Consider the following 20,108-nt stretch of genomic DNA (forward strand, 5'->3'; position numbering starts at 1 on the left):
GGCCCGGCACCGAAGGTGCCAGGAGCGGAGATGCCCGGAGCGAGCGAGCCGGGAGGCGAGCGGAAGCGGTGGCCCGAGCGGCCCGGCACCGAAGGTGCCAGGAGCGGAGATGCACGGCCGGCCCGGTGGGCTCCAGTAGCGTGGACCCGTGGCCTACGAGGTCCAGACCTCGGTCTTCGAGGGTCCCTTCGACCTGCTCCTGCACCTGATCCTCAAGCAGGAGGTCGACCTGTGGGAGATCTCGCTCTCGTCGGTGGTCGACGCGTACCTGGCCGAGGTCGACCGCATGGGCCGGCTCGATCTCGACGTCGCCACCGAGTTCCTGCTCATCGCGGCGACGCTGGTCGAGCTGAAGGCCCGCCGCCTGCTGCCCGGTGCCGACGACGTCGAGCTCGACGAGGAGCTGCTCCGCTTCGAGGAGCGTGACCTCCTCCTCGCCCGGCTCCTCGAGTGCAAGACGTTCAAGGACGCCGCCAAGGTCATCGAGCAGCGCCTGCGCGAGTGCGCCCGCAGCACGGCGCGCAGCGCCGGGCCCGAGGAGCCGTTCCGCTCCCTCGCGCCCGACCCGCTCGAGTCGGTGACGCCGGACGCGTTCGCCGCCGCGGCGCGGCGGGCGTTCGCGCCGAAGCCGGTGCCCGAGGTGTCGACCTCGCACGTCGCGCCGGTGCGCGTGAGCGTGCGCGAGGCGGTCGAGACGGTGCTCGCGGTGCTGCCCGAGCGGCGACCGGTCTCGTTCCGGGACCTCGTGGTCGGGGTGACGGAGCGCCTCGAGGTCGTCGTCCGGTTCCTCGCCGTGCTGGAGCTCTTCAAGCAGGGCGTGGTCGACATGGAGCAGGCGACGACGTTCGGCGACCTCGTCGTGCGCCGGCTCGGCGAGGACGAGACCGCGCTCGACCAGATCAGCCTGGACGACTGGGACGACGAGCCCGCGACGCCTCCCGCGCGCCCCGCAGCTCGTCCGTTCGCCGCGACGGAGGCCGGGTGATGGACGAGCACGAGACCGCGACCGACATCGAGCGCGACGTCTGCCGCGCGATCGAGGCCGTCGTGATGGCCGCGACCGAGCCGGTCGAGCCGCGGCTGCTCGCCGAGCTGGTCGAGGTCCCGATCTCGCGCGTCGAGGAGCTGTGCGCGCAGCTCGCGGACGAGTACGAGCGTGACGGGCGGGGGTTCGTGCTCGTGCGCGTCGCGGGCGGGTACCGGTACCAGACGCACGCCGACCTCGCGCCCTACGTCGAGCGCTTCGTGCTCGACGGCCAGCACGCGCGGCTGTCGCCGGCCGCGCTCGAGACGCTCGCGATCGTCGCGTACAAGCAGCCGGTGTCGCGCGCGCAGGTCTCCGCGATCCGCGGCGTCGACGCCGATGGCGTGCTGCGGACGCTCGTCGCGCGCGGGTACGTCGCGGAGGTCGGTCAGGACCCGGGCCCGGGTCGCGCCACGTTGTACGGCACGACGGGATCGTTCCTCGAGCGGCTCGGCCTCGACTCGCTGCACGACCTGCCGCCGCTGGCCGACTTCGTCCCCGCTCCCGACGTCGTCGAGGCGCTCGAGCGCGGGCTGCGGGTCGAGCGCGACGCAGCCGCGCTCACGGCGCTGGACCACGCCACGTCCGCGGCGGGGTCCGCCGGCGACGAGACCGTCGACCTCACCGTCGTCGACGTCACCGACGACATCGACTGAGCTCCGGTGCGCGACGACGCGCGCGACCGCGAGCGCGACGGCGAGCGGTTGCAGAAGGTGCTCGCGCGCGCCGGGTTCGGGTCGCGCCGCGCGAACGAGGAGCTGATCGACGCCGGGCGCGTCACCGTCAACGGCGACGTCGCGGTGCTCGGGCGGCGCGTCGACCCCGCCCACGACCGCATCGAGGTCGACGGCGTCCCGGTCGTCGTGCGCGAGGACCTCGTCTACTACCTGTTGAACAAGCCGACGCGCGTGGTGACGACCGCACGCGATCCTGAGGGCCGCCCGACCGTGATCGATCTCGTGCCCGTCGAGCCGCGCGTCTTCCCGGTTGGCCGGCTCGACTACGACACCGAGGGGCTGCTCCTCCTGACGAACGACGGCGAGCTCGCGCACCGGATCGCGCACCCGTCGAGCGGGGTCGACAAGGCGTATCTCGCCGAGGTCGAGGGCATCCCGGGCCGTGCCGCGTTGCGGGCGCTGCGCGAGGGCGTCGAGCTCGACGACGGGCCGACCGCGCCCGCGCGCGTCCGGCTGCAGCAGACCCGCGAGAACACGGCCGCGCTCGAACTCGTCGTCCACGAGGGTCGCAACCACCAGGTGCGGCGGATGTGCGAGGCGGTCGGCCATCCGGTACGGCGGCTCGTTCGCACGCGGATCGGCCCGCTCTCGGACCGCACGCTGCCGCCCGGGGGCTGGCGGCCGCTGTCGCGCGCCGAGGTGCGCGCGCTCTACGCGGCGACGAAGTTGCCGGGAACCCCGGAGTAACGTGCACCTCCGTGACCCAGAGGTTGCAGGCGTTGCGCGGCGCGACCACGTGCGACGCGGACACCAAGGACGAGATCGACTCGAAGACGCAGACGCTCGTGCGCGAGATGCTCGACCGCAACGACCTCGAGCACGACGATCTCGTGAGCATCATCTTCACCGCGACGGACGACCTCACGGCGACCTTCCCGGCGACGGGCGCGCGCGCGATCGGTCTCGGCGACGTGCCGCTGCTGTGCATGCGGGAGCTCGGCGTGACCGGCGGGATGCCGCGCTGCATCCGCGTGATGATGCACGTCTACACGGACCGTCCCCGCGAGAAGCTGCGCCACGTGTACCTCGGCGACGCCCGGTCGCTGCGCGACGACCTGCCCGAGTGAGGACCATCCGGTTCCTATGACGACGGTTCGGCGCGTCGCGCTCGTCGGGACGGGACTCGTCGGCGGGTCGGTCGGGCTCGCGCTCGGCCGGCAGGGCGTCGACGTGCACGGCTACGACGTCGACCACGGTCGGGCCGCGCGCGCCAAGGAGCTGGGCGCGGTGTCGGTCGTCGCGGGCTCGATCGCCGAGGCGGTGCGCGGTGCCGACGCCGTCGTGGTCGCGGTGCCGGTCGGCCACGTGGCCGAGGTCGTCGTCGCCGCGCTCGACGCGGGCGCGCCGATCGTCACGGACGTCGGCTCCGTGAAGGCGCCGATCGTCGACGCCGTGGAGCGCGCCCGTCCCGACGTCGCAGCGCGCTTCGTCGGCGGGCACCCGATGGCGGGCTCCGAGCAGGACGGGCTCGACGGCGCGGACGGCGACCTGTTCGTGCGGGCCACGTGGGTCCTGACCCCGACGGAACGTACCGATCCCGACGTGTTCAGCGCGCTGCGCTCGCTGATCGTGTCGCTCGGTGCCGAGGTCGTCGCGGTCGATCCCGAGCACCACGACGCGCTGGTCGCGGTCGTCAGCCACGTCCCGCAGCTCGCGGCGTCGACGCTCATGGACGTGGCCGCCGATCGCGGTGAGCAGCATGCGACGTTGCTCCGTCTCGCCGCCGGAGGCTTCCGGGACATGACCCGCATCGCGGCCGGGCAGCCCGACATCTGGCCGGACATCTGCGTCGCGAACCGGGACGCGATCCTGGGCGCGCTCGACGAGTACGTGGACGCGCTGGAGTCCGTGCGCGCGCTCGTCGAGTCGAGTGACCGGCGCGGGTTGCTCGACGTGCTGGAGCGGGCGCGCCGCGCGCGGCGCAACCTGCCCGTCGGCATGGCGCCCGACGAGGAGCTCGTCGAGCTGCGCGTGCCGGTACCGGACCGGCCCGGCGTGCTCGCCGAGGTGACGACGCTCGCGGGTCGGCTCGGCGTGAACATCGCGGACCTCGAGATCGCGCACTCGATGGAGGGTCACGCCGGTGTCCTCGTGCTCCTCGTCGTGGCGTCGGGCGCGGGCGAGCTCGAGTCGGGGCTGGCCGAGCTCGGCTACCGGGTGTCGCGGAGCGCGCTGTCGTGAGCGCGACCGGAGCAGCCGCGACGCAGGTCGTCATCGCGGGGGGCACGCCCCTGCGCGGTCGGATCCGGGTCCCGGGCGACAAGTCGATCTCGCATCGCGCGCTGCTGTTCGCCGCGCTCGCGGACGGGACGAGCCGGGTCGCGCACCTCTCGTCCGGCGACGACGTCGCGCGCACGGCGGCACTCGTCGACGCGCTCGGGGCCCGCGTGCGCCCGCTCCCCGGAGACGAGCTCGCGGTCACGGTTGCGAGTCCCGGCGTCGACGGGCTGCGCGAGCCGTGCGCGGTGGTGGACTGCGGCAACTCGGGGACGACGATGCGGCTGGGGCTCGGGATGCTCGCCGGCCGGCCGTTCCACGCCGTCCTCTCCGGCGACGACTCGCTCGTGCGCCGGCCGATGGCGCGCGTGGCAGACCCGTTGCGCGCGATGGGCGCGCGCGTCGACGGGCGTGACGGCGGCAACTTCGCGCCGCTCGCCGTCCGCGGCGGATCGCTCCGGGGGATCCACTACGAGCTGCCCGTCGCGAGCGCGCAGGTGAAGTCGGCGCTCGTCCTCGCCGGGTTGCAGGCCGCCGGCACGACGGAGCTCGTCGAGCCGGCACCGACGCGCGATCACACCGAGCGCATGCTGGGTGCGTTCGGTGCACCCGTCGACCACGACCGCGACGCGCGCACGGTGCGCGTCGCGCGTGGCGTGCCCCGCGCGTTCGAGCTCGACGTCCCCGGCGACCCGTCGTCGGCGGCGTTCTTCGTCGTCGCCGCGTGCCTCGCACCCGGCAGCGACGTCGTCGTCGAGGACGTCTGTCTCAACCCGATCCGGATCGCGTTCGTGGACGTGCTCGTGCGCATGGGCGCCGACGTCGAGACGCGCGTGACGGGGGAGCGGGCGGGCGAGCCCGTCGGCGAGATCCGGGCGCGCACGTCCGAGCTGCGCGGTGTCGTCGTCGCCGGCGACGAGGTGCCGAGCCTGATCGACGAGATCCCGGTGCTCGCCGTCGCGGCCGCGTTCGCCGACGGCGTCACGGAGTTCCACGACGCGCACGAGCTGCGCGTGAAGGAGAGCGACCGGATCGCGACGGTCCAGCAGGAGCTGGCCCAGCTCGGCGTGGCCGTCGAGCCCCGGCCGGACGGGATGCTCGTGCGCGGCGGCCGCCCGCGCGCCGCGACGCTGAAGAGCCACGGCGACCACCGCGTCGCGATGGCCGGTGCTGTCGCCGCCGTTGCGATCGACGGCGAATCGACGGTCCGGGGCTGGAACGCGGTCGCGATCTCGTACCCCGCGTTCGCCGACGACCTCGTCGCGCTGGGCGGGTCGGTCGCGTGAGCGCGTCCGACCGGGTCGTCGCGGTCGACGGGCCGTCCGGCTCGGGGAAGTCGACGGTGTCGCGTGGTGTCGCGGCCGCGCTCGGCCTGGACGTGCTCGACACGGGCGCGATGTACCGGGCGGTGACGCTCGCGGCGCTGGACGAGGGCATCGACCTGCGCGACGAGTCCGCGTGCACCAAGGTCGCGGAACGTCTCGACGTGACGCTGTCGGACGGGCACGTCGTGCTGGACGGCCGGGACGTCACCGACGAGATCCGCGGCCCGCACGTCACCGGCGCGGTGTCGATCGTCTCCGCGCACCCCGGTGTCCGCGCCGTCCTCGTCGCCCGGCAACGCGCGTGGGTCGACGAGCACCACGGCGGCGTGGTCGAGGGTCGCGACATCGGGACGGTCGTGTTCCCGGACGCGACGGTGAAGGTGTTCCTGACCGCGAGCGATGACGAGCGCGCGCGGCGTCGCCAGCACGACGAGGTCGTCGCCCGGCGCGACATCGGTGTCGACGAGGTGCGGGCCGCGCTCGCGCGTCGCGACGAGCTGGACTCGACGCGCGCGACGTCACCGTTGCGGCGTGCGGACGACGCGCTCGTGATCGACACGACGAACCGCAGCGCGGACGACGTCGTCGCGCAGGTGGTCGAGTGCTTCCACTCGCGGGAGCGGGCGTCGTGAGCGCGACACGGGTCGCGGAACGGTCCGACGGGTCGCTCGCGTTCTACCGGTTCGCGCGCGCGGTGCTCGTCGGCCTGTGCTACCTGCTCTTCCGGGTGAAGGTCGTCGGGAAGGAGAAGGTGCCCGTGTCGGGCCCGTTCGTGGTCGCGCCGACGCACCGGTCGATCGTCGACATCCCGCTCACCGCGACGATCACCCGCCGGCGGCTGCGGTTCATGGGCAAGCAGGAGCTGTGGGGCAACCGGTTCGGCGCGTGGCTGTTCACGTCGCTCGGGGGGTTCCCCGTCGACCGCAGCGCCGGCACCGGCGCGGCGCGCGCCGCGCTCACCCGGCTCGAGCACGGTGAGCCCGTCGTGCTGTTCCCCGAGGGCACCCGCCGCGCGGGGCCCCGGGTCGAGAACCTCCAGGGTGGCACGGCGTACCTCGCGGTCAAGGCAGGCGTGCCGATCCTGCCGGTCGGCATCGCGGGGAGCGAGGAGATCATGCCGAGCGGCTCGCCGCTGATCCGGCCGCGCCGCGTCGCGGTCGTCGTCGGTGACCTCATCACGCCCGCGCCCGGGACGGCGACGGGCCGCGCGCGCAAGGACGAGATCGCCGCGGTCACCGACCGCCTCCAGCAGTCGTTGCAGGAGCTGTTCGACGGCGCGTGGCGCGTGCTCGGGAGCACGCACCGGTCGTAGCCTTCACGATCTCCTGACGATCTCCGAACGATCGTCGTGCGTTCGCGGCGGAGGATCGGCGCGTCGCAGGAACGGAGGGAGCGAGCCATGCGGCGGTTGACGGCTCTGCTGTGCGTGGTGTTAGCGGTCGCGCTCGGCGTGGCCGCGTGCGCGCCCCCGGCCCCGAACCCGCCCGCGCCGTACCTCGACCAGGTGTACGGCGCGACCGTGACGTCGAAGGCGCAGCCGGTCACGTGGGGCGCGGCGCCCGTGATCGACCCCCACTACGGCGGCACGCTGTACGCGGGGACGAGCCTCGCGCAGCCCGATCCGCGACCGGCTCTGCTGCCGGGCAACCTCGAGCCGCTGCGCCTGTGGGTCGCCGACCCGCAGGACGACACGACGAACCGGCCCGCAATCGTGTGGGTGCACGGCGGCGGCTTCGCGTTCGGCATCGACGGGATGTACGGGCTCGCGAACGCGAGCGGCAAGGACTACGCCGAGCGCGGCTACGTGGGCTTCTCGGTGGAGTACCGGACTGACACGACGGTCGTCGGCGGGAGCGCGACGAGCCAGCCCGCGTCGCTGTGCCAGTGGGTGCAGGACAACTGGAACCCGAACGACCCCGTGTGGCAGCAGCGGTACCAGGAGTGCCAGCGCAACCTCGCTGCCGCGCAGTACGACGTGCTGGCCGCCGTCCGGTGGATCCGTGTGCACGCCATGCAGTACCGGGTCGACCCGAGCAAGATCGCCGTCGGCGGGTTCTCCGCGGGCGCGGTGACGGCCGGGAACGTCGCGTACCGGGGCGACGACGTCGGGACCGTCCACTACTTCTCGGGTGACGACCTGTCGGTCGCGTCGTCGAAGGTGCAGGCCGCGTTCGGCGCGTCGGGCTGCGAGTACGACCCCGCGTCGATCGGTGCGGGCGACGCCCCGACGTCGTGGATCCACTCGCGGTTCGACCAGGCCGTCCCGTACAGCTGCATCGCGCAGACCGTGACGACGGCCCGCGCCGACGGGCTCGTCGCGGAGCTCACGTCGTACTGCACCGAGTCCGCGCACGCCGAGAACCTCTACGCCGAGCACAAGGCCGCGACGGACACGCAGTGGACGACGTTCCTCGCCCGCGAGCTGCACATCTACTCGGGGATGCGACCACCCAGCGCGGATCCCGTCTGCCCGTCCTGACGGGCCCCGATCGTCCGTGCGTCGCTCAGTGTCGCTGTGCGACGACGAGCGACGCACGAAGTGGGACGGTCAGGCGAGCATGATCCCCATGAACGCCGCGGCGAGCGCGAACAGCAGCGAGAGGCTCTCGAACGCGCCCGACATCGCGGCGGCGCGCCGGTGCTGCTCAGGGGTCTCGGCGGCGCGCACGCGCGGGGCGGCGACGAGGATGTGCGCGGCGGCGAACGCGCCGGTCAGGAACACGCACACGAGCTTCACCGACAGCGTCGTGAGCCACGCGCTGCTCTGACGGCTGAGGTGCACCGCGGCGAGGTTCCATCCGCCGGTGATCAGCAGCACCGCGTACGCGGGCCAGGCGACGAGCTGGAACTGGCGCGCCACCTTGCGGACGAGCTCGGTGCCGCCGGTGCGAACCGCGGGGATCAGCGCGCCGAGGGTGAGCTGCCCGCCGACCCACACCATCGCCGCGAGGACGTGCAGGAACAGCCGGATGGTGTCGGCCCGGACCGGGAGCATCGCCGGCCGAGGTCAGCCCGTCGACAGGGACGCGAGCGTGTGCGACGCGTCGGTCGCGCGGTCGTCGCCGAACGGCCCACCCTGCTCGCGTGCCGCGCGCGGCGACGCACCACTGACCAGCGCGACGAGCGAGTCGAGCGCGGGCATCAGGTCGCGCAGCTCGCGCGGCGGCGGGAAGTACTCGTCCTCGTCGGTCACGTGCACGATCTCGACGCCCTCGCTCGGCGAGAGCCGGTCGATCACCTCCTCGACGAGGTCCTCGGGCGCGCTCGCACCCGCGGTGACGCCGACGATGCGCGCGTCACGCAGCGCGTCGAGGTCGAGCTCGTCCGCGCCGTCGACGCGCATCACCGGCTTGCCCGACGCGCGCGCGACCTTCGTCAACGCGATCGTGTTCGAGGAGTTCGCGCTGCCGATCACGACCACCGCGTCGGCGCGCTCGGCGACGCTCGACAGCGCGGCCTGGCGGTTCGTCGTCGCGAAGCACAGGTCATTGCGTGACGCCGTCCACAGCTCCGGATAGCGCTCGCGGGCCTGCTCGACGAGACCCTGCCACTCGGCGACCGACAGCGTCGTCTGCGCGAGCAGCGCGAGCTTCCCGGGGTCGTCGACGGTCGCGAGCGCCGCGTCGAGGTCGTCCTCGCGCTCGACGAGGCGCATCGCGTCGGGCGCGACCGCGAGCGTGCCGACCGCTTCGTCGTGACCCGCGTGACCGACGTAGAGGATGGTGTAGCCCTTGCCGGCGCGGACCTTCGCCTCGTGGTGGACCTTCGTGACGAGCGGGCACACCGCGTTCACCACGAACCGGCCGTCCTCCCGGGCGGCGGCGACGAGCTCGGGGGGCGACCCGTGCGCGGAGAGCATGAGCGGTGCACCGGCCGGCACGTCGCGCAGGTCGTCGACGAACACCACGCCGAGCGAGCGGAAGCGGTCGACGACGAGCCGGTTGTGGACGATCTCGTGGTAGCAGTACACGGGCGGCTCGAAGACGCGCACCATCCACGCGAGGGCCTTGATCGCCATCTCGACACCGGCGCAGAAGCCGCGCGGGCGGGCGAGCAGGACTCGTTCGACGGGCACGGCTCGAGGGTAGCGGCCCTACACTGATCGCCATGCCTCCCGCACGCGTGCTTGCCGTCGCGCCCGGATCACCGGCCGCGTGCGCGGGTGTGCAGCCGGGTGACGAGCTGGTCGCGCTGAACGGCGAAGAGCTGCGCGACGTGATCCGCTACCAGCTCCAGGCCGACGAACCCGACGTCGAGCTCGCGCTGCGGCGCGACGGCAGCGACCGGCGCGTGACGATCGGCAAGGCGACGGGCGAGTCGCTCGGTCTCGAGCTGCACAGCGCGGTGTTCGACCGCGTGCAGACGTGCGACAACCACTGCCCGTTCTGCTTCATCCACCAGCTCCCGCGCGGGATGCGGCGGAGCCTCTACCTGAAGGACGACGACTACCGGCTGTCGTTCCTCTACGGGAACTTCACGACGCTGACCCGGTTCACCGAGGCCGACCTGGAGCGTGTGGTCACCGAGGGCCTCGGGCCGCTGTACGTCAGCATCCATGCGACGGATCCGATCCTACGGGCGCGTCTCCTGCGCAACCGGCGGGGCGCCACGAGCCTCCGCTGGCTCGACGCGCTGCTCGCGGCCGGGGTCGAGGTGCACGGGCAGATCGTCGTGTGCCCGGGGATCAACGACGGCGCCGTGCTCGACGACACGCTGCTCGGCGTGTTCGACCGCTTCCCGCGCCTGGCGACGCTCGGCGTGGTCCCACTCGGCGTGAGCGACCACAACCACGAGCCCGAGATGCGTCCGCACACGCGCGAGGAGGCCGTCGCGGTCGTCGAGTGCATCGAGCGCTGGCAGCAGCGTTACGTCGCGACGCTCGGGCGCCGCCTCGTGTACGCGGCCGACGAGTACTACCTCATGGCGGGTCGCGACTTCCCCCCGGTCGCCGCCTACGACGGTTTCCCGCAGCACGAGAACGGCATCGGGATGGCGCGCGCGTTCGAGCACGACGCGCGGCGCGCCGTCGTGGGGGAGGAGGTCGACGGCACGGGTCCGCGGTCCGCGTTCTTCGCCTGGGTCGACGGCGCGCCGGCCGACGGCTACCGCGCGCCCCGCCAGACCGAGAACGAGAAGATGCGGCACTCACGTACGGAATCCGTACGTGAGTGCCGCATGTCCTCGCCGGTGACCGTGATCACGGGGGAGTACGGCGCGCGCGTGCTGACGCCGGTGCTCGACGCGATCGCCGTGCATGACGTGCGCGTCCTGCCGGTCCGGAACCGGTTCTTCGGCGGCAACATCGGCGTGACCGGACTGCTGACCGGTGCGGACGTCGCGGCCGCGCTCGCGGACGAGCCCGCGGGAAGCCGGTACCTGCTGCCGGACGTCGTGCTGTCGCGTGACGTGTTCCTCGACGGGGTGCACGTGCGCGATCTCCCGCGCCCCGTCGAGGTCGTGCCGACCGACGGCGCGTCGTTCGTCCGCGCGCTCGCGAGCTGACCGCGAATGAGTGGGGCACCTCAGGCGAGGCGGCCGGCAGCGGCCGCCGGACCTTGCTGTTGGCCGGCTGGAGCGGCGAGCGTCCCGGAGGGCGGCGCCGGGCATCCCGGCGCGGAGCGAGTGCGACCATGAGCATCGTCGCCGTCGTCGGCCGTCCCAACGTGGGCAAGTCGACGTTGGTGAACCGCTTCGTCGGCCGGCGCGCCGCGATCGTCGAGGAGAAGCCGGGCGTCACCCGTGACCGCAAGGAGCTGCCCGTCGAGTGGGCGGGCCGGCGCTTCACCGTCGTCGACACCGGCGGGTGGCTCGCGGAACGCGACGGCTCGCTCGAGGCGAAGGTGTCGAAGCAGGCGGAGGAGGCGATCGGCGCGGCCGACGTCATCGTGTTCGTCGTCGACGTGACGGTCGGCGTCACCGAGGAGGACGCCCGGGTCGCGTCGATCCTCCAGCGCGGCGACAGGCCGGTGATCGTCGCGGTGAACAAGGTCGACGACGAGCGGCGCGAGGCCGACCTGTGGGAGTTCGCGCGCCTCGGGCTCGGCGAGCCGTACCCCGTCTCCGCGCTGCACGGCCGTACCAGCGGCGACCTGCTCGACGCGGTCGTCGCCGCGCTGCCCGAACCCGACGTCGACACGCCTGACGAGCCGGACGACGCGGACCGGCCGTTCTCGGTCGCGATCGTGGGTCGCCCCAACGTCGGCAAGTCCACGCTGTTCAACCGGTTGGTCGGGGAGGAGCGCTCCGTCGTGCACGACCTCCCGGGCACGACGCGCGACTCGATCGACACGATCGTCGAGACGGCCGACGGTGTGCTGCGCTTCGTCGACACCGCGGGCCTGCGACGCCGGAGCCGGATCGACGAGCCGACCGAGTACTACAGCCTCGTGCGCGCGCTGCAGGCGATCGACCGCGCCGACGCGGCGCTGCTCGTCGTCGACGCGAGCGAAGGTGTGAGCCACCAGGACCAGCGGCTCGCCGAGCGCGTCGACGCGGCCGGGACCGCGATCGTCGTCGTGCTCAACAAGTGGGACACGGTGCCGACCGAGCGGCGGCCGGAGCTGCGCGCGCAGGTCGCCGACCGCCTGGGCTTCCTCGGCTACGCACCCGTGCTCGAGGTGTCGGGGAAGACGGGGCGCGGCGTGCACAAGCTGCTGCCCGCGCTGCGGCAGGCCGAGGGCGCGTACCACGCGCGGATCCCGACCGCTGCGCTCAACCGGATCGTGCGCGAGGCGCAGGCCGCGCACCCGCCGCCGATCGAGCGCGGCCACCGGCCCCGCATCCTGTACGCGACCCAGGGCGCGGCGGACCCGCCGACGTTCACGCTCTTCGCCACCCGGTCCCTTCCGCCGACGTACCTCCGGTATCTCGAACGCCGCTTCCGCGAGGCGTTCGATCTGGGCCCGACGCCGGTCAAGCTGCGGGTCCGCCGCCGCGGCGACTGACGGCCGGCTGACGCCGCGGCCTGCGCAAACGGGTCGAACGGCTCATTCCCCGGCCCGCCCTCCCTCCGTACGCTCACCTCTTCGCGAACTACGCGAAAGGTGAGAACGTGGCGATTCGCCGGTTCGTCGAGGTCATCGACGCGGCACGGCGGGGCGACGAGCGCGCCTACGAGACGCTGTACCGGGCGCTCGCACCCGCCGTGCGCGGGTACGCGCGCGGGCACGGGTCGCCCGATCCCGACGACGTCGTGGGCGACGTGTTCGTCGCGGTCGTCCGGGGGATCGGTCGCTTCGACGGCGACGAGGCCGCGTTCCGTGCCTGGCTGTTCACGATCGCCCATCACCGGCTCGTCGACGAGCGACGGCGCCGGGCCCGCCGCGGCGAGGACGCTGTCGACCCGGCGGCGCTGGCCCGGACGACGGCGCACACCGCGCCCGACGTCATCGCGACGTCGGACCCGATCGTGTCCGACCGGCTGCATCGAGCCGTGGCGAGCCTCACCGACGACCAGCGCGACGTCGTGCTCCTGCGCATCGTCGCCGACCTCTCCGTCGCAACCGTCGCGAAGATGCTCGGCAAGGAGGAGGGCGCCGTGAAGATGCTCCAACGACGGGCCCTGGCCGCGCTCGCACGCGAGCTCGACGCGCAGAAGGTCGCGTAGCGGGCGCGAGAAAAGTCCGACGCCGCCCGTTACCTCCCGGGCGGGTCCTGCGATGACCCCGTCGCATGGACCGCACCGACCAGTGGCTGCCGCCCGAGGACCTGCTCGACGATGCCCGTGCTGTCGCGGGCGAGGACCGCGCGGCGCTCGCGCTCGTGGACGACCTCGGCGCGCTGCGCGCCGCGCTCGCCGTCTCGACCGACGAGCTGACGGCTCGGCGCCACCTCGCCGCGATGCGCGCCGCGGGACCGGTGACCACGGGTCCGCGTCGCCGTCACCGCCGCAGCGCGTTCACACGACGCCACGTGCGGACTGCGGCCGCGAGCCTCGTCACCGCAGCGACGCTGCTCGGCGGCGTCGGGGTCGCCGCCGCCAACAGCGCGCTGCCCGCGCCACTCGAGCACGCGGTCGCGGGCGTCGCCGGGGCGGTCGGTGTCCACCTGCCGAGCGCGTCCACCTCGCACCGCCGCAACGGGGGCGCCACCCACCACCCGTTGCCGCCGGCTGCCGGCCGGGGGACCGGCAGCCCCGGTGCGGGCCCGTCGGGACAGGGCGGCTCTCCGTCGGCCACCACCGGCGGAGAGCCGGGCGGGCCGGCCCCGCAGCCCGGCGACGGGAGCGCGAGTCCGCGGCTGACCACCCCGACGAGCGCGCCGGGCGCGGCCACGCCGACGGGACCGTCGGCGCCGGGCGCCTCGGGCTCCGCACCGGGCCGCGCCAACCGGCCGTCGACCACTCCGGCGGACGGCGGCGCGCCGCCCGGACAGTCGAAGCAGCCCGGCCCGCCCGCCAACCCCGGGAACGGCGGGACCCCGCCCGGGCAGACGACGAAGACGACGACACCGGGCCACACGGGCGCGGCGCCCGGTCACGCGAACGCGGACGCGTCCCCGAACGCCGGCCCGCACGGGAACGGAGCGGGCAATGGCCGGCGCTGACGCACGCCGGGCACGGGAAGAGCGCGGCGCGTCGCTCGTGGAGTTCGCGCTGATCCTCCCGCTGCTGATGCTGTTCGTGTTCGGGATCATCGAGTTCGGCGGCACGTACAACAACTTCGTGTCGTTGCGCAACGGTGTGCGCGAAGGCGCGCGGCTCGCCGTCGTGAACGACCAGTCGAACGGCGACATCCTCACCGAGACCAAGCAGCGGATCGGTCTCGACGCGAGCCAGACCAAGGTGCGTGTCGTGCTGAACGGCACGCACGTCGGCGACACCGTCACCGTGTGCGCCAGCTATCCCGCGTACAACATCACGGGGGTCATGCGGCCGTTCCTGGGCAACCGGGTCGTGACGTCGAGCGTGACGATGCGTCTCGAGCAGGTGCCGTCGTTCACGTCGTCGGCCGATCCCGGAGCGCCGACGTGCTCGTGACGCGTGAGCGTGAGCGACGTGACGAGCGGGGCGCGGTGCTCGTCATGTTCACGATCGTGCTCACCGTGCTGGTCGCCTTCTCCGCGCTCGCGATCGACCTCGGCTACGCGCGTGAGAAGAAGCGCCAGGTGCAGAACGCGGCCGACGCCGCCGCCCTCGCCGCCGCGCAGAGCCTCCCGAGCACGGCCGGCGCGGACAGCACCGCCCAGACCACCGTCGGGCAGAACCTGACCGGCGTCACGCCGAACTGGTCGACGTGCACGGACACGCAGAAGCTGACGAACATCGCGAGCAGCGCGTGCATCTCGTACGACACCTCGTACACGCAGGTCCGCGTCCGCGTCCCGACCCTGACCGTCCCGACGTTCTTCGGCAAGGCGATCGGGTTCAACCACATCACCGAGAGCGCGGCCGCGGTCGCGAGCATCGGCGTCGCAGGGTTCGGGACGATCGAGCCGTTCTCGATGTTCACCGGCGGGACGGGCGACGAACGCTGTCTCAAGACCGGTGCGAGCGCGAACTTCCCGACGGGCGCGTGCAGCGGCCCGGCGACGGGGAACTTCGGGACGCTCGACGTCTTCCAGTACGGCAACAGCGCGATCCCCACCGTCCGCCGGTGCGGGAACGGCCAGCAGTCGACCCGGTTGGAGAACAACATCGCGATCGGCGTCGACCACGAGATCACGGTGTTCAACGGGACGACCGTGACCGAGAACGGCTGCCCGCCGGGGCCCAACACGCTCGCCGTGCGGACGGGCAACGTCGTCGCCGACTTCGACACGGGCGTCCTCCACGGGTCCGCGGGCACGTTCGACGACGGCCAGCCCGCACGCCTGCAGCGCGGCAGCTACCCGAAGGCGAAGGTCGGTGGCGTCAACGTCGACAACAAGCCGCTGTGGGAGTTCATCGACCCGAACGCGACGGGGATCCCGGCGAGCTGCCGCCGCAGCGTGTTCAGCGGGCTGAACCGCACGCAGGCCCACCAACAGCTCCAGCAGTGCTTCACCGACTACCGCACGGGCGGCTACCACGGCGTGCTGTTCGGGGCGAACACGAGCACCGAGAAGCCGCTCGACCTCTACGACATCCAGCTCTCACCCCGCTTCGCCTACGTCCCGACGTTCGCCGGGAGCCAGCCGCCGAACGGCAACAGCAGCGCGCTCGCCGTCACCGGGTTCCAGGCGGTGTACGTCCAGACGCTCTACGGCGGCTGCAACGGGAGCGGCACCTGCTCGATCGACTTCGATCCGGGTTCCTGGAACACGGGGTCGATGGGCGCGGCCAACGACAACGCCCAGGCCCTCACCGCATGGGTGATCCCGCCCGGGATGCTGCCCGCCGGCGTCGACGCCCCGTGGCACGTCGGCTCGTCGGCGATCGTCGAGCTCATCAAATGAGGGGGCCGGGAGCTACGCCCGTTTGACCACGCTCCGTGGGATTTGGGCCACGCGGCCTATATCGACATTCCCCACCCGTCCTTACAATCTGCCCGATCCGGACACGACCCCCCGAGTGACGGAGAGGGCAGCATGAGCCGAGTCATGCGCGCCGCCGGGCGCGCCCGCTCGCGAGCCAAGAGGTCGGAACGAGGCGCCGCGCTGGTCGAGGCGGCGATCCTCATGCCGCTCGTGCTGCTCCTCGTCTTCGGCGCGCTCGAGTTCTCCTCGATGTACCGGGACGCGTCGCAGGTCTCGTCCGCCGCCCGGGCCGGCGGCCGCATCGCGTCGGCCGAGCCACGCGTCGGCACCATGCCCGTCGACGCGGCCAACGCCGTGGCGGCCGCCCTCTCGGGGCTTCCCTCACAAGAGCCGCAAGAGGTCTGGGTCTTCGACGCGACGAACAGCAGCACCGCGCCGGCAGGTTGCGGCGGCAGCTGCGTCAAGTTCACGTGGAACTCCGCCACGAAGCAGTTCAACACCGGCGGTTACACGCCGCCGAGCTGGGTGCTGACGCAGAACGCCTGCCCGACGGGCACGTGGGCCAAGGTCGGCGTCTACGTCCACGTCAAGTACTCGTACCTGACCGGCCTCTTCGGGCACGCCGGTCGTGACCTCACGAGCACGGCGGTGTTCCGGGTCGAGCCGCTCGGCTCGGCGACGTGCGGATCATGAGCCGCCTCACCCGCGGTATCCGCAGCCGGGTCTTCCGCACGCGATGTGACGAGGAGGGCGGGTTCTTCCTCGTGTTCTTCTCGATCATCCTCGTCGTGATGCTCGGCTTCGCGGGCTTCGCGGTCGACTTCGCGAGCTGGTCGTACGAAGGTCAGCAGCAGCAGAAGGCCGCGGACGCCGCCGCGCTCGCAGGCGCGGTCTACCTCCCGGACAACGTCCCGCTCGCAATGTCCACCGCGCAGCAGGTCGCGTCGGCGAACGGCTACACGGACGGCGCCAACGGCGGCAAGGTGCACGTCACGATCGTGCAGGGGAGCCGCCCGAGTCAGCTCAAGGTGACGATCTCGAACACGATCGACACAATTTTCGCGCGCGCGGTCGGCGTGAAGGTGAAGACCGTCTCGCGTACCGCGACGGCCGAGTACACGAAGCCGGTCGCGATGGGGAGCCCGAGCGCGCAGTTCGGCAACGACCCGTACGCAGGGATGTTCACGACGCGCGGTCGGCGCCCCGGGTTCTGGGGCAACATCGCGGGCCCGGACTCGCCCAAGGAGAACGGCGACGCGTACCAGGCCGGCACGTGCAGCTTCGGTGACAACTGCTCGGGCGGCCACAACAGCGACTACGACCAGAACGGCTACTACTACACGGTCCGGGTCGGTCCGGGTGCGCCCGGGTCGATGACGATCCAGGCGTTCGACCCCGCGTTCGTCGCGGTCGGCGACAACTGCGGAGCCAATGACGACAACTCCAACCTGATCGGCGCCGCGGGCCTCAACAAGAACAGCGTCCCGGGCTACCCGACAGCGGGAGACCTGCCGTCGGTGCGATACGCGCCCGTGACGGACGCGACGAATCCCAACGACCCCGGGATGCAGTACTGCACCGGCGACCACATCTTCGACACGAGCAACCCGCCGCCCGCGACGACGTACAAGGTGTTCGGGCCGGCCAGCGTGCCGGGCAACCCGGCCAGCGCGCCGTCCACGCCCATCTGCAGCGTGACGTTCCCCGGCTGGTACGCGGGGATGGACCACAACGCGATCAACAAGGACCTCGTGAGCCGGCTCAAGAGCAACGTGCCGTTCATCCCGAGCGCGCCCGTCGCCGGCCAGAACACGACGTTCGGCGCGATCTTCCGGGCGTGGTACCCGATCTGCCAGCTCTCCCCGAGCCAGGGCGACTACTTCGTGCAGGTGTCGACCAGCGCGAGCAGCGGGTCGGGCCACAACCGGTTCTCGCTCTGTGCGTCGACGAGCACGAGCAGCTGCGCGCCGGCGTCGAACGTGGGGCTGTTCGGCAACGCCAAGATGTCGATCTACGCGAACGTCGGCTCGAACACGACGACCGAGTTCTACCTCGCACGCGTCCTCCCGGGCGCGCCCGGTCGCACGCTCACGCTCAGCCTGTTCGACATCGGCGACGCGCCGAGCGCGGGCACGACCGGCTCGCTGACGATCGTCCGCACGACCGACGGCAACGACACTCCGCTGTCGAGCTGTACCTATTCACCGCCCGCGTCGAGCTCGACGAACGGTCCACCGTGGAACTCGTTCCAACCGACGCCCGGCTCCTGCTCGATCACCGGTGTGAGCTCGAGCCAGTACAACGGGCGGTGGATCCAAGTGAAGCTGCCGATCCCGAGCTCGCTCAACTCGTGCAACGTGTCCGACCCGAACGACTGCTGGGTGAGCATCCAGTACCGCTTCAACGGCAGCCTCAACGACACGACGTCGTGGACGGCGTCGATCGACGGCGACCCAGTCCGGCTCGTGCACTGATGCTTCGCCGGGTGCCGGCGCCCGGTCGGTAGCCTGCGCGCCATGCCGGGCGACGACCACACGGCCCACGTGCACGACGCCGTCGAGCGCGCGCTCGCGGGGAACCTGGCCAAGGGGCGCGAGAAGCTCGAGCGCGAGCACAAGCTCTTCGTGCGCGACCGGCTCGCGCTCCTGCTCGACGACGGCTCGTTCGCGGAGGACGCGCTGCTCGCGAACGCGACCGCGTCCGACCTCCCGGCCGACGGCGTCGTGACGGGCACCGGCCGCGTCGACGGACGGCCCGTGTGCGTGATGGCGAACGACCCGACCGTCAAGGCGGGGTCGTGGGGCGCGCGCACGGTCGAGAAGATCATCCGGCTCACCGAGACCGCGCTGCGGCACGAGATGCCGGTCGTCTACCTCGTCGACTCCGCCGGCGCGCGCATCACCGACCAGGTCGAGCTCTTCCCGGGCCGGCGTGGAGCGGGCCGGATCTTCGCCAACGAGGTGCGTCTGTCCGGCAAGGTGCCCCAGGTGTGCTGCCTGTTCGGGCCGTCCGCCGCGGGTGGCGCGTACATCCCGGCGTTCTGCGACGTCGTGTTCATGGTCGAGGGCAACGCGTCCATGTACCTCGGGTCGCCACGCATGGCCGAGGAGGTGATCGGCGAGCAGGTCACGCTCGAGGAGATGGGTGGCGCGCGCATGCACGCGACGGTGAGCGGGTGCGGCGACAACCTCGTCACCGACGACGCCGAGGCGATCGCGGCCGCGAAGCGCTGGTTGTCGTACCTGCCGCGCAACTGGCGCGAGCGCCCGCCGACGGTCGACGCGCGCGACCCGTCGTCGTCCGCGAAGCCGATCGGCTCGATCGTCCCCGAGCAACCGCGCCGCGCCTACGACATGCACAAGGTGATCGACGCGCTCGTCGACGACGGCTCGTTCATGGAGATCAAGCCGTTGTTCGCGCGCGAGCTCGTCGTCGGCTTCGGGCGGCTCGCCGGCGAGACGGTCGGCATCGTCGCGAACAACCCCGCGCACCTCGGCGGCGTGCTGTTCGTCGACTCCGCTGACAAGGCCGCGCGGTTCATCTGGCTGTGCGACGCGTTCAACGTGCCGCTCGTGTTCCTTGCCGACGTACCGGGCTTCATGATCGGCTCGGCCGTCGAGCGCGACGGGATCATCCGCCACGGCGCCAAGATGATCAGCGCGGTGTCGGAGGCGACCGTCCCGAAGTTCTCGGTGATCGTGCGGAAGGCGTACGGCGCCGGGCTGTACGCGATGTGCGGTCCCGCGTTCGACCCCGACGCGTGCCTCGCGCTCCCGACCGCGAGCATCGCCGTGATGGGTCCGGAGCCCGCCGTCAATGCCGTGTTCTACAACCGCATCCAGGCCATCGAGGACGCCGACGAGCGCGCCGCGTTCGTCGCCGAGCGCCGCTCCGAGTACGAGGCCGACGTCGACCTCGTACGCCTCGCGTCGGAGCTCGTGGTCGACGCGGTCGTCGAGCCGGACGATCTGCGCGACGAGCTCGTCCGCCGGCTCGCGCTCGCCCGCGACCGGCGCCGCGAGGTCGTCGAGCGTCGCCACGGCGTCCCGCCCGTCTGATCGCCCCCCTTGAAGCCGCCGGCCACATTCGGGTCGTTCCGCTTCACGGAATATCTGGCGGAGGGCTGACTCGGCCGGACGCGACGCGACAATGGACGCGTGCCGTGGTGCGACCGCTGCAGCCGCTACCTGAACCCGTCGACGGTGCACGTCGACGGCGCGTGCCCGGCCTGCGGCCACCCCGTCGACCCCGGCAAGGCGCGCGCCGTCCCGAAGGACGACGACGTCGACGAGAAGCTCCCGATCCCGTGGCACCTCAAGCTCATGGCGGGCGCGCTCGCGGTGTACCTCGGCTACCGCTTCTTCCAGATGGCGGAGTGGGTCTGGCACGCCGTCGCCTGACGCCGGCCGG

Annotated in this window: 21 protein-coding genes; 19 read left to right on the plus strand and 2 right to left on the minus strand. The window is 72.5% G+C overall.

The features are described from left to right. Positions 1–148 precede the first annotated feature (148 nt). From VFC33_05285 to VFC33_05325, 9 genes are all read left to right on the plus strand, one after another. Complete coding sequence (locus tag VFC33_05285) at positions 149–985, plus strand: ScpA family protein (GenBank protein HZR12646.1); 837 nt, start codon at positions 149–151, stop codon at positions 983–985. Next, positions 985–1,680, plus strand: a complete 696-nt coding sequence (gene scpB / locus VFC33_05290) for an SMC-Scp complex subunit ScpB (protein ID HZR12647.1) — start codon at positions 985–987, stop codon at positions 1,678–1,680. Before VFC33_05285 ends, scpB begins: the two co-directional genes overlap by 1 nt. A gap of 6 nt (positions 1,681–1,686) precedes the next feature. Then, the gene (locus VFC33_05295; protein HZR12648.1) at positions 1,687–2,448 is read left to right on the plus strand and encodes a pseudouridine synthase; all 762 of its coding nucleotides are present in this window, start codon (positions 1,687–1,689) and stop codon (positions 2,446–2,448) included. Between the two features lie 11 nt (positions 2,449–2,459). Beyond that, a complete protein-coding gene (gene aroH, locus VFC33_05300; protein ID HZR12649.1) occupies positions 2,460–2,828 on the plus strand; it encodes a chorismate mutase in 369 nt (122 codons plus the stop codon). A 16-nt stretch (positions 2,829–2,844) separates the two neighbouring features. Then, positions 2,845–3,942, plus strand: coding sequence for a prephenate dehydrogenase/arogenate dehydrogenase family protein (locus tag VFC33_05305; GenBank protein ID HZR12650.1), 1,098 nt, complete (start codon positions 2,845–2,847; stop codon positions 3,940–3,942). Beyond that, entirely contained in the window at positions 3,939–5,264 is a 1,326-nt protein-coding gene (aroA, locus tag VFC33_05310; protein HZR12651.1) for a 3-phosphoshikimate 1-carboxyvinyltransferase, read from the plus strand. Before VFC33_05305 ends, aroA begins: the two co-directional genes overlap by 4 nt. Beyond that, a complete protein-coding gene (cmk, locus tag VFC33_05315; GenBank protein ID HZR12652.1) occupies positions 5,261–5,935 on the plus strand; it encodes a (d)CMP kinase in 675 nt (224 codons plus the stop codon). Before aroA ends, cmk begins: the two co-directional genes overlap by 4 nt. Next, complete coding sequence (locus VFC33_05320) at positions 5,932–6,615, plus strand: lysophospholipid acyltransferase family protein (GenBank protein HZR12653.1); 684 nt, start codon at positions 5,932–5,934, stop codon at positions 6,613–6,615. Before cmk ends, VFC33_05320 begins: the two co-directional genes overlap by 4 nt. A gap of 87 nt (positions 6,616–6,702) precedes the next feature. After that, positions 6,703–7,782, plus strand: coding sequence for an alpha/beta hydrolase fold domain-containing protein (locus tag VFC33_05325; protein ID HZR12654.1), 1,080 nt, complete (start codon positions 6,703–6,705; stop codon positions 7,780–7,782). Positions 7,783–7,851: 69 nt separating this feature from the next. On the opposite strand, the gene VFC33_05330 is transcribed toward VFC33_05325, so the two are convergent. Together VFC33_05330 and ispH are read right to left on the minus strand one after the other, a co-directional pair. After that, positions 7,852–8,298: a CopD family protein gene (locus tag VFC33_05330; GenBank protein ID HZR12655.1), complete on the minus strand. Its 447-nt coding sequence runs from the start codon at positions 8,296–8,298 to the stop codon at positions 7,852–7,854. A 12-nt stretch (positions 8,299–8,310) separates the two neighbouring features. Then, entirely contained in the window at positions 8,311–9,378 is a 1,068-nt protein-coding gene (gene ispH / locus VFC33_05335) for a 4-hydroxy-3-methylbut-2-enyl diphosphate reductase (GenBank protein HZR12656.1), read from the minus strand. Positions 9,379–9,410: 32 nt separating this feature from the next. On the opposite strand from ispH, the gene VFC33_05340 reads away from it, so the two are divergent. The 10 genes from VFC33_05340 (at position 9,411) to VFC33_05385 (ending at position 20,098) form a co-directional block, all read left to right on the plus strand. Further along, a complete protein-coding gene (locus VFC33_05340) occupies positions 9,411–10,805 on the plus strand; it encodes a DUF512 domain-containing protein (GenBank protein HZR12657.1) in 1,395 nt (464 codons plus the stop codon). 128 nt (positions 10,806–10,933) lie between these two features. Then, positions 10,934–12,247: a ribosome biogenesis GTPase Der gene (gene der, locus VFC33_05345; GenBank protein HZR12658.1), complete on the plus strand. Its 1,314-nt coding sequence runs from the start codon at positions 10,934–10,936 to the stop codon at positions 12,245–12,247. A gap of 107 nt (positions 12,248–12,354) precedes the next feature. Beyond that, positions 12,355–12,909, plus strand: coding sequence for a sigma-70 family RNA polymerase sigma factor (locus VFC33_05350; protein HZR12659.1), 555 nt, complete (start codon positions 12,355–12,357; stop codon positions 12,907–12,909). A 65-nt stretch (positions 12,910–12,974) separates the two neighbouring features. Next, a complete protein-coding gene (locus VFC33_05355; GenBank protein ID HZR12660.1) occupies positions 12,975–13,847 on the plus strand; it encodes a hypothetical protein in 873 nt (290 codons plus the stop codon). Continuing rightward, positions 13,834–14,280 carry a TadE/TadG family type IV pilus assembly protein gene (locus VFC33_05360; GenBank protein HZR12661.1) on the plus strand — a complete coding sequence of 149 codons (447 nt, stop codon included), beginning with the start codon at positions 13,834–13,836 and terminating at the stop codon, positions 14,278–14,280. The genes VFC33_05355 and VFC33_05360 overlap by 14 nt, the downstream gene beginning before the upstream one ends. Beyond that, on the plus strand, positions 14,271–15,677 hold the full coding sequence (locus tag VFC33_05365) for a pilus assembly protein TadG-related protein (protein HZR12662.1): 1,407 nt from the start codon (positions 14,271–14,273) through the stop codon (positions 15,675–15,677). Before VFC33_05360 ends, VFC33_05365 begins: the two co-directional genes overlap by 10 nt. Before the next feature lie 132 nt (positions 15,678–15,809). Further along, positions 15,810–16,391, plus strand: coding sequence for a TadE family protein (locus tag VFC33_05370; GenBank protein HZR12663.1), 582 nt, complete (start codon positions 15,810–15,812; stop codon positions 16,389–16,391). Further along, complete coding sequence (locus VFC33_05375; protein HZR12664.1) at positions 16,388–18,172, plus strand: pilus assembly protein TadG-related protein; 1,785 nt, start codon at positions 16,388–16,390, stop codon at positions 18,170–18,172. The genes VFC33_05370 and VFC33_05375 overlap by 4 nt, the downstream gene beginning before the upstream one ends. Positions 18,173–18,214: 42 nt before the next feature. Beyond that, positions 18,215–19,756, plus strand: coding sequence for an acyl-CoA carboxylase subunit beta (locus VFC33_05380; GenBank protein ID HZR12665.1), 1,542 nt, complete (start codon positions 18,215–18,217; stop codon positions 19,754–19,756). A gap of 99 nt (positions 19,757–19,855) precedes the next feature. After that, the gene (locus VFC33_05385) at positions 19,856–20,098 is read left to right on the plus strand and encodes a hypothetical protein (protein ID HZR12666.1); all 243 of its coding nucleotides are present in this window, start codon (positions 19,856–19,858) and stop codon (positions 20,096–20,098) included. The last annotated feature ends 10 nt before the right edge of the window (positions 20,099–20,108 follow it).

The sequence above is a fragment of the Acidimicrobiia bacterium genome (assembly GCA_035651955.1).
In the GTDB taxonomy this organism is placed as follows: domain Bacteria; phylum Actinomycetota; class Acidimicrobiia; order IMCC26256; family JAMXLJ01; genus JAMXLJ01.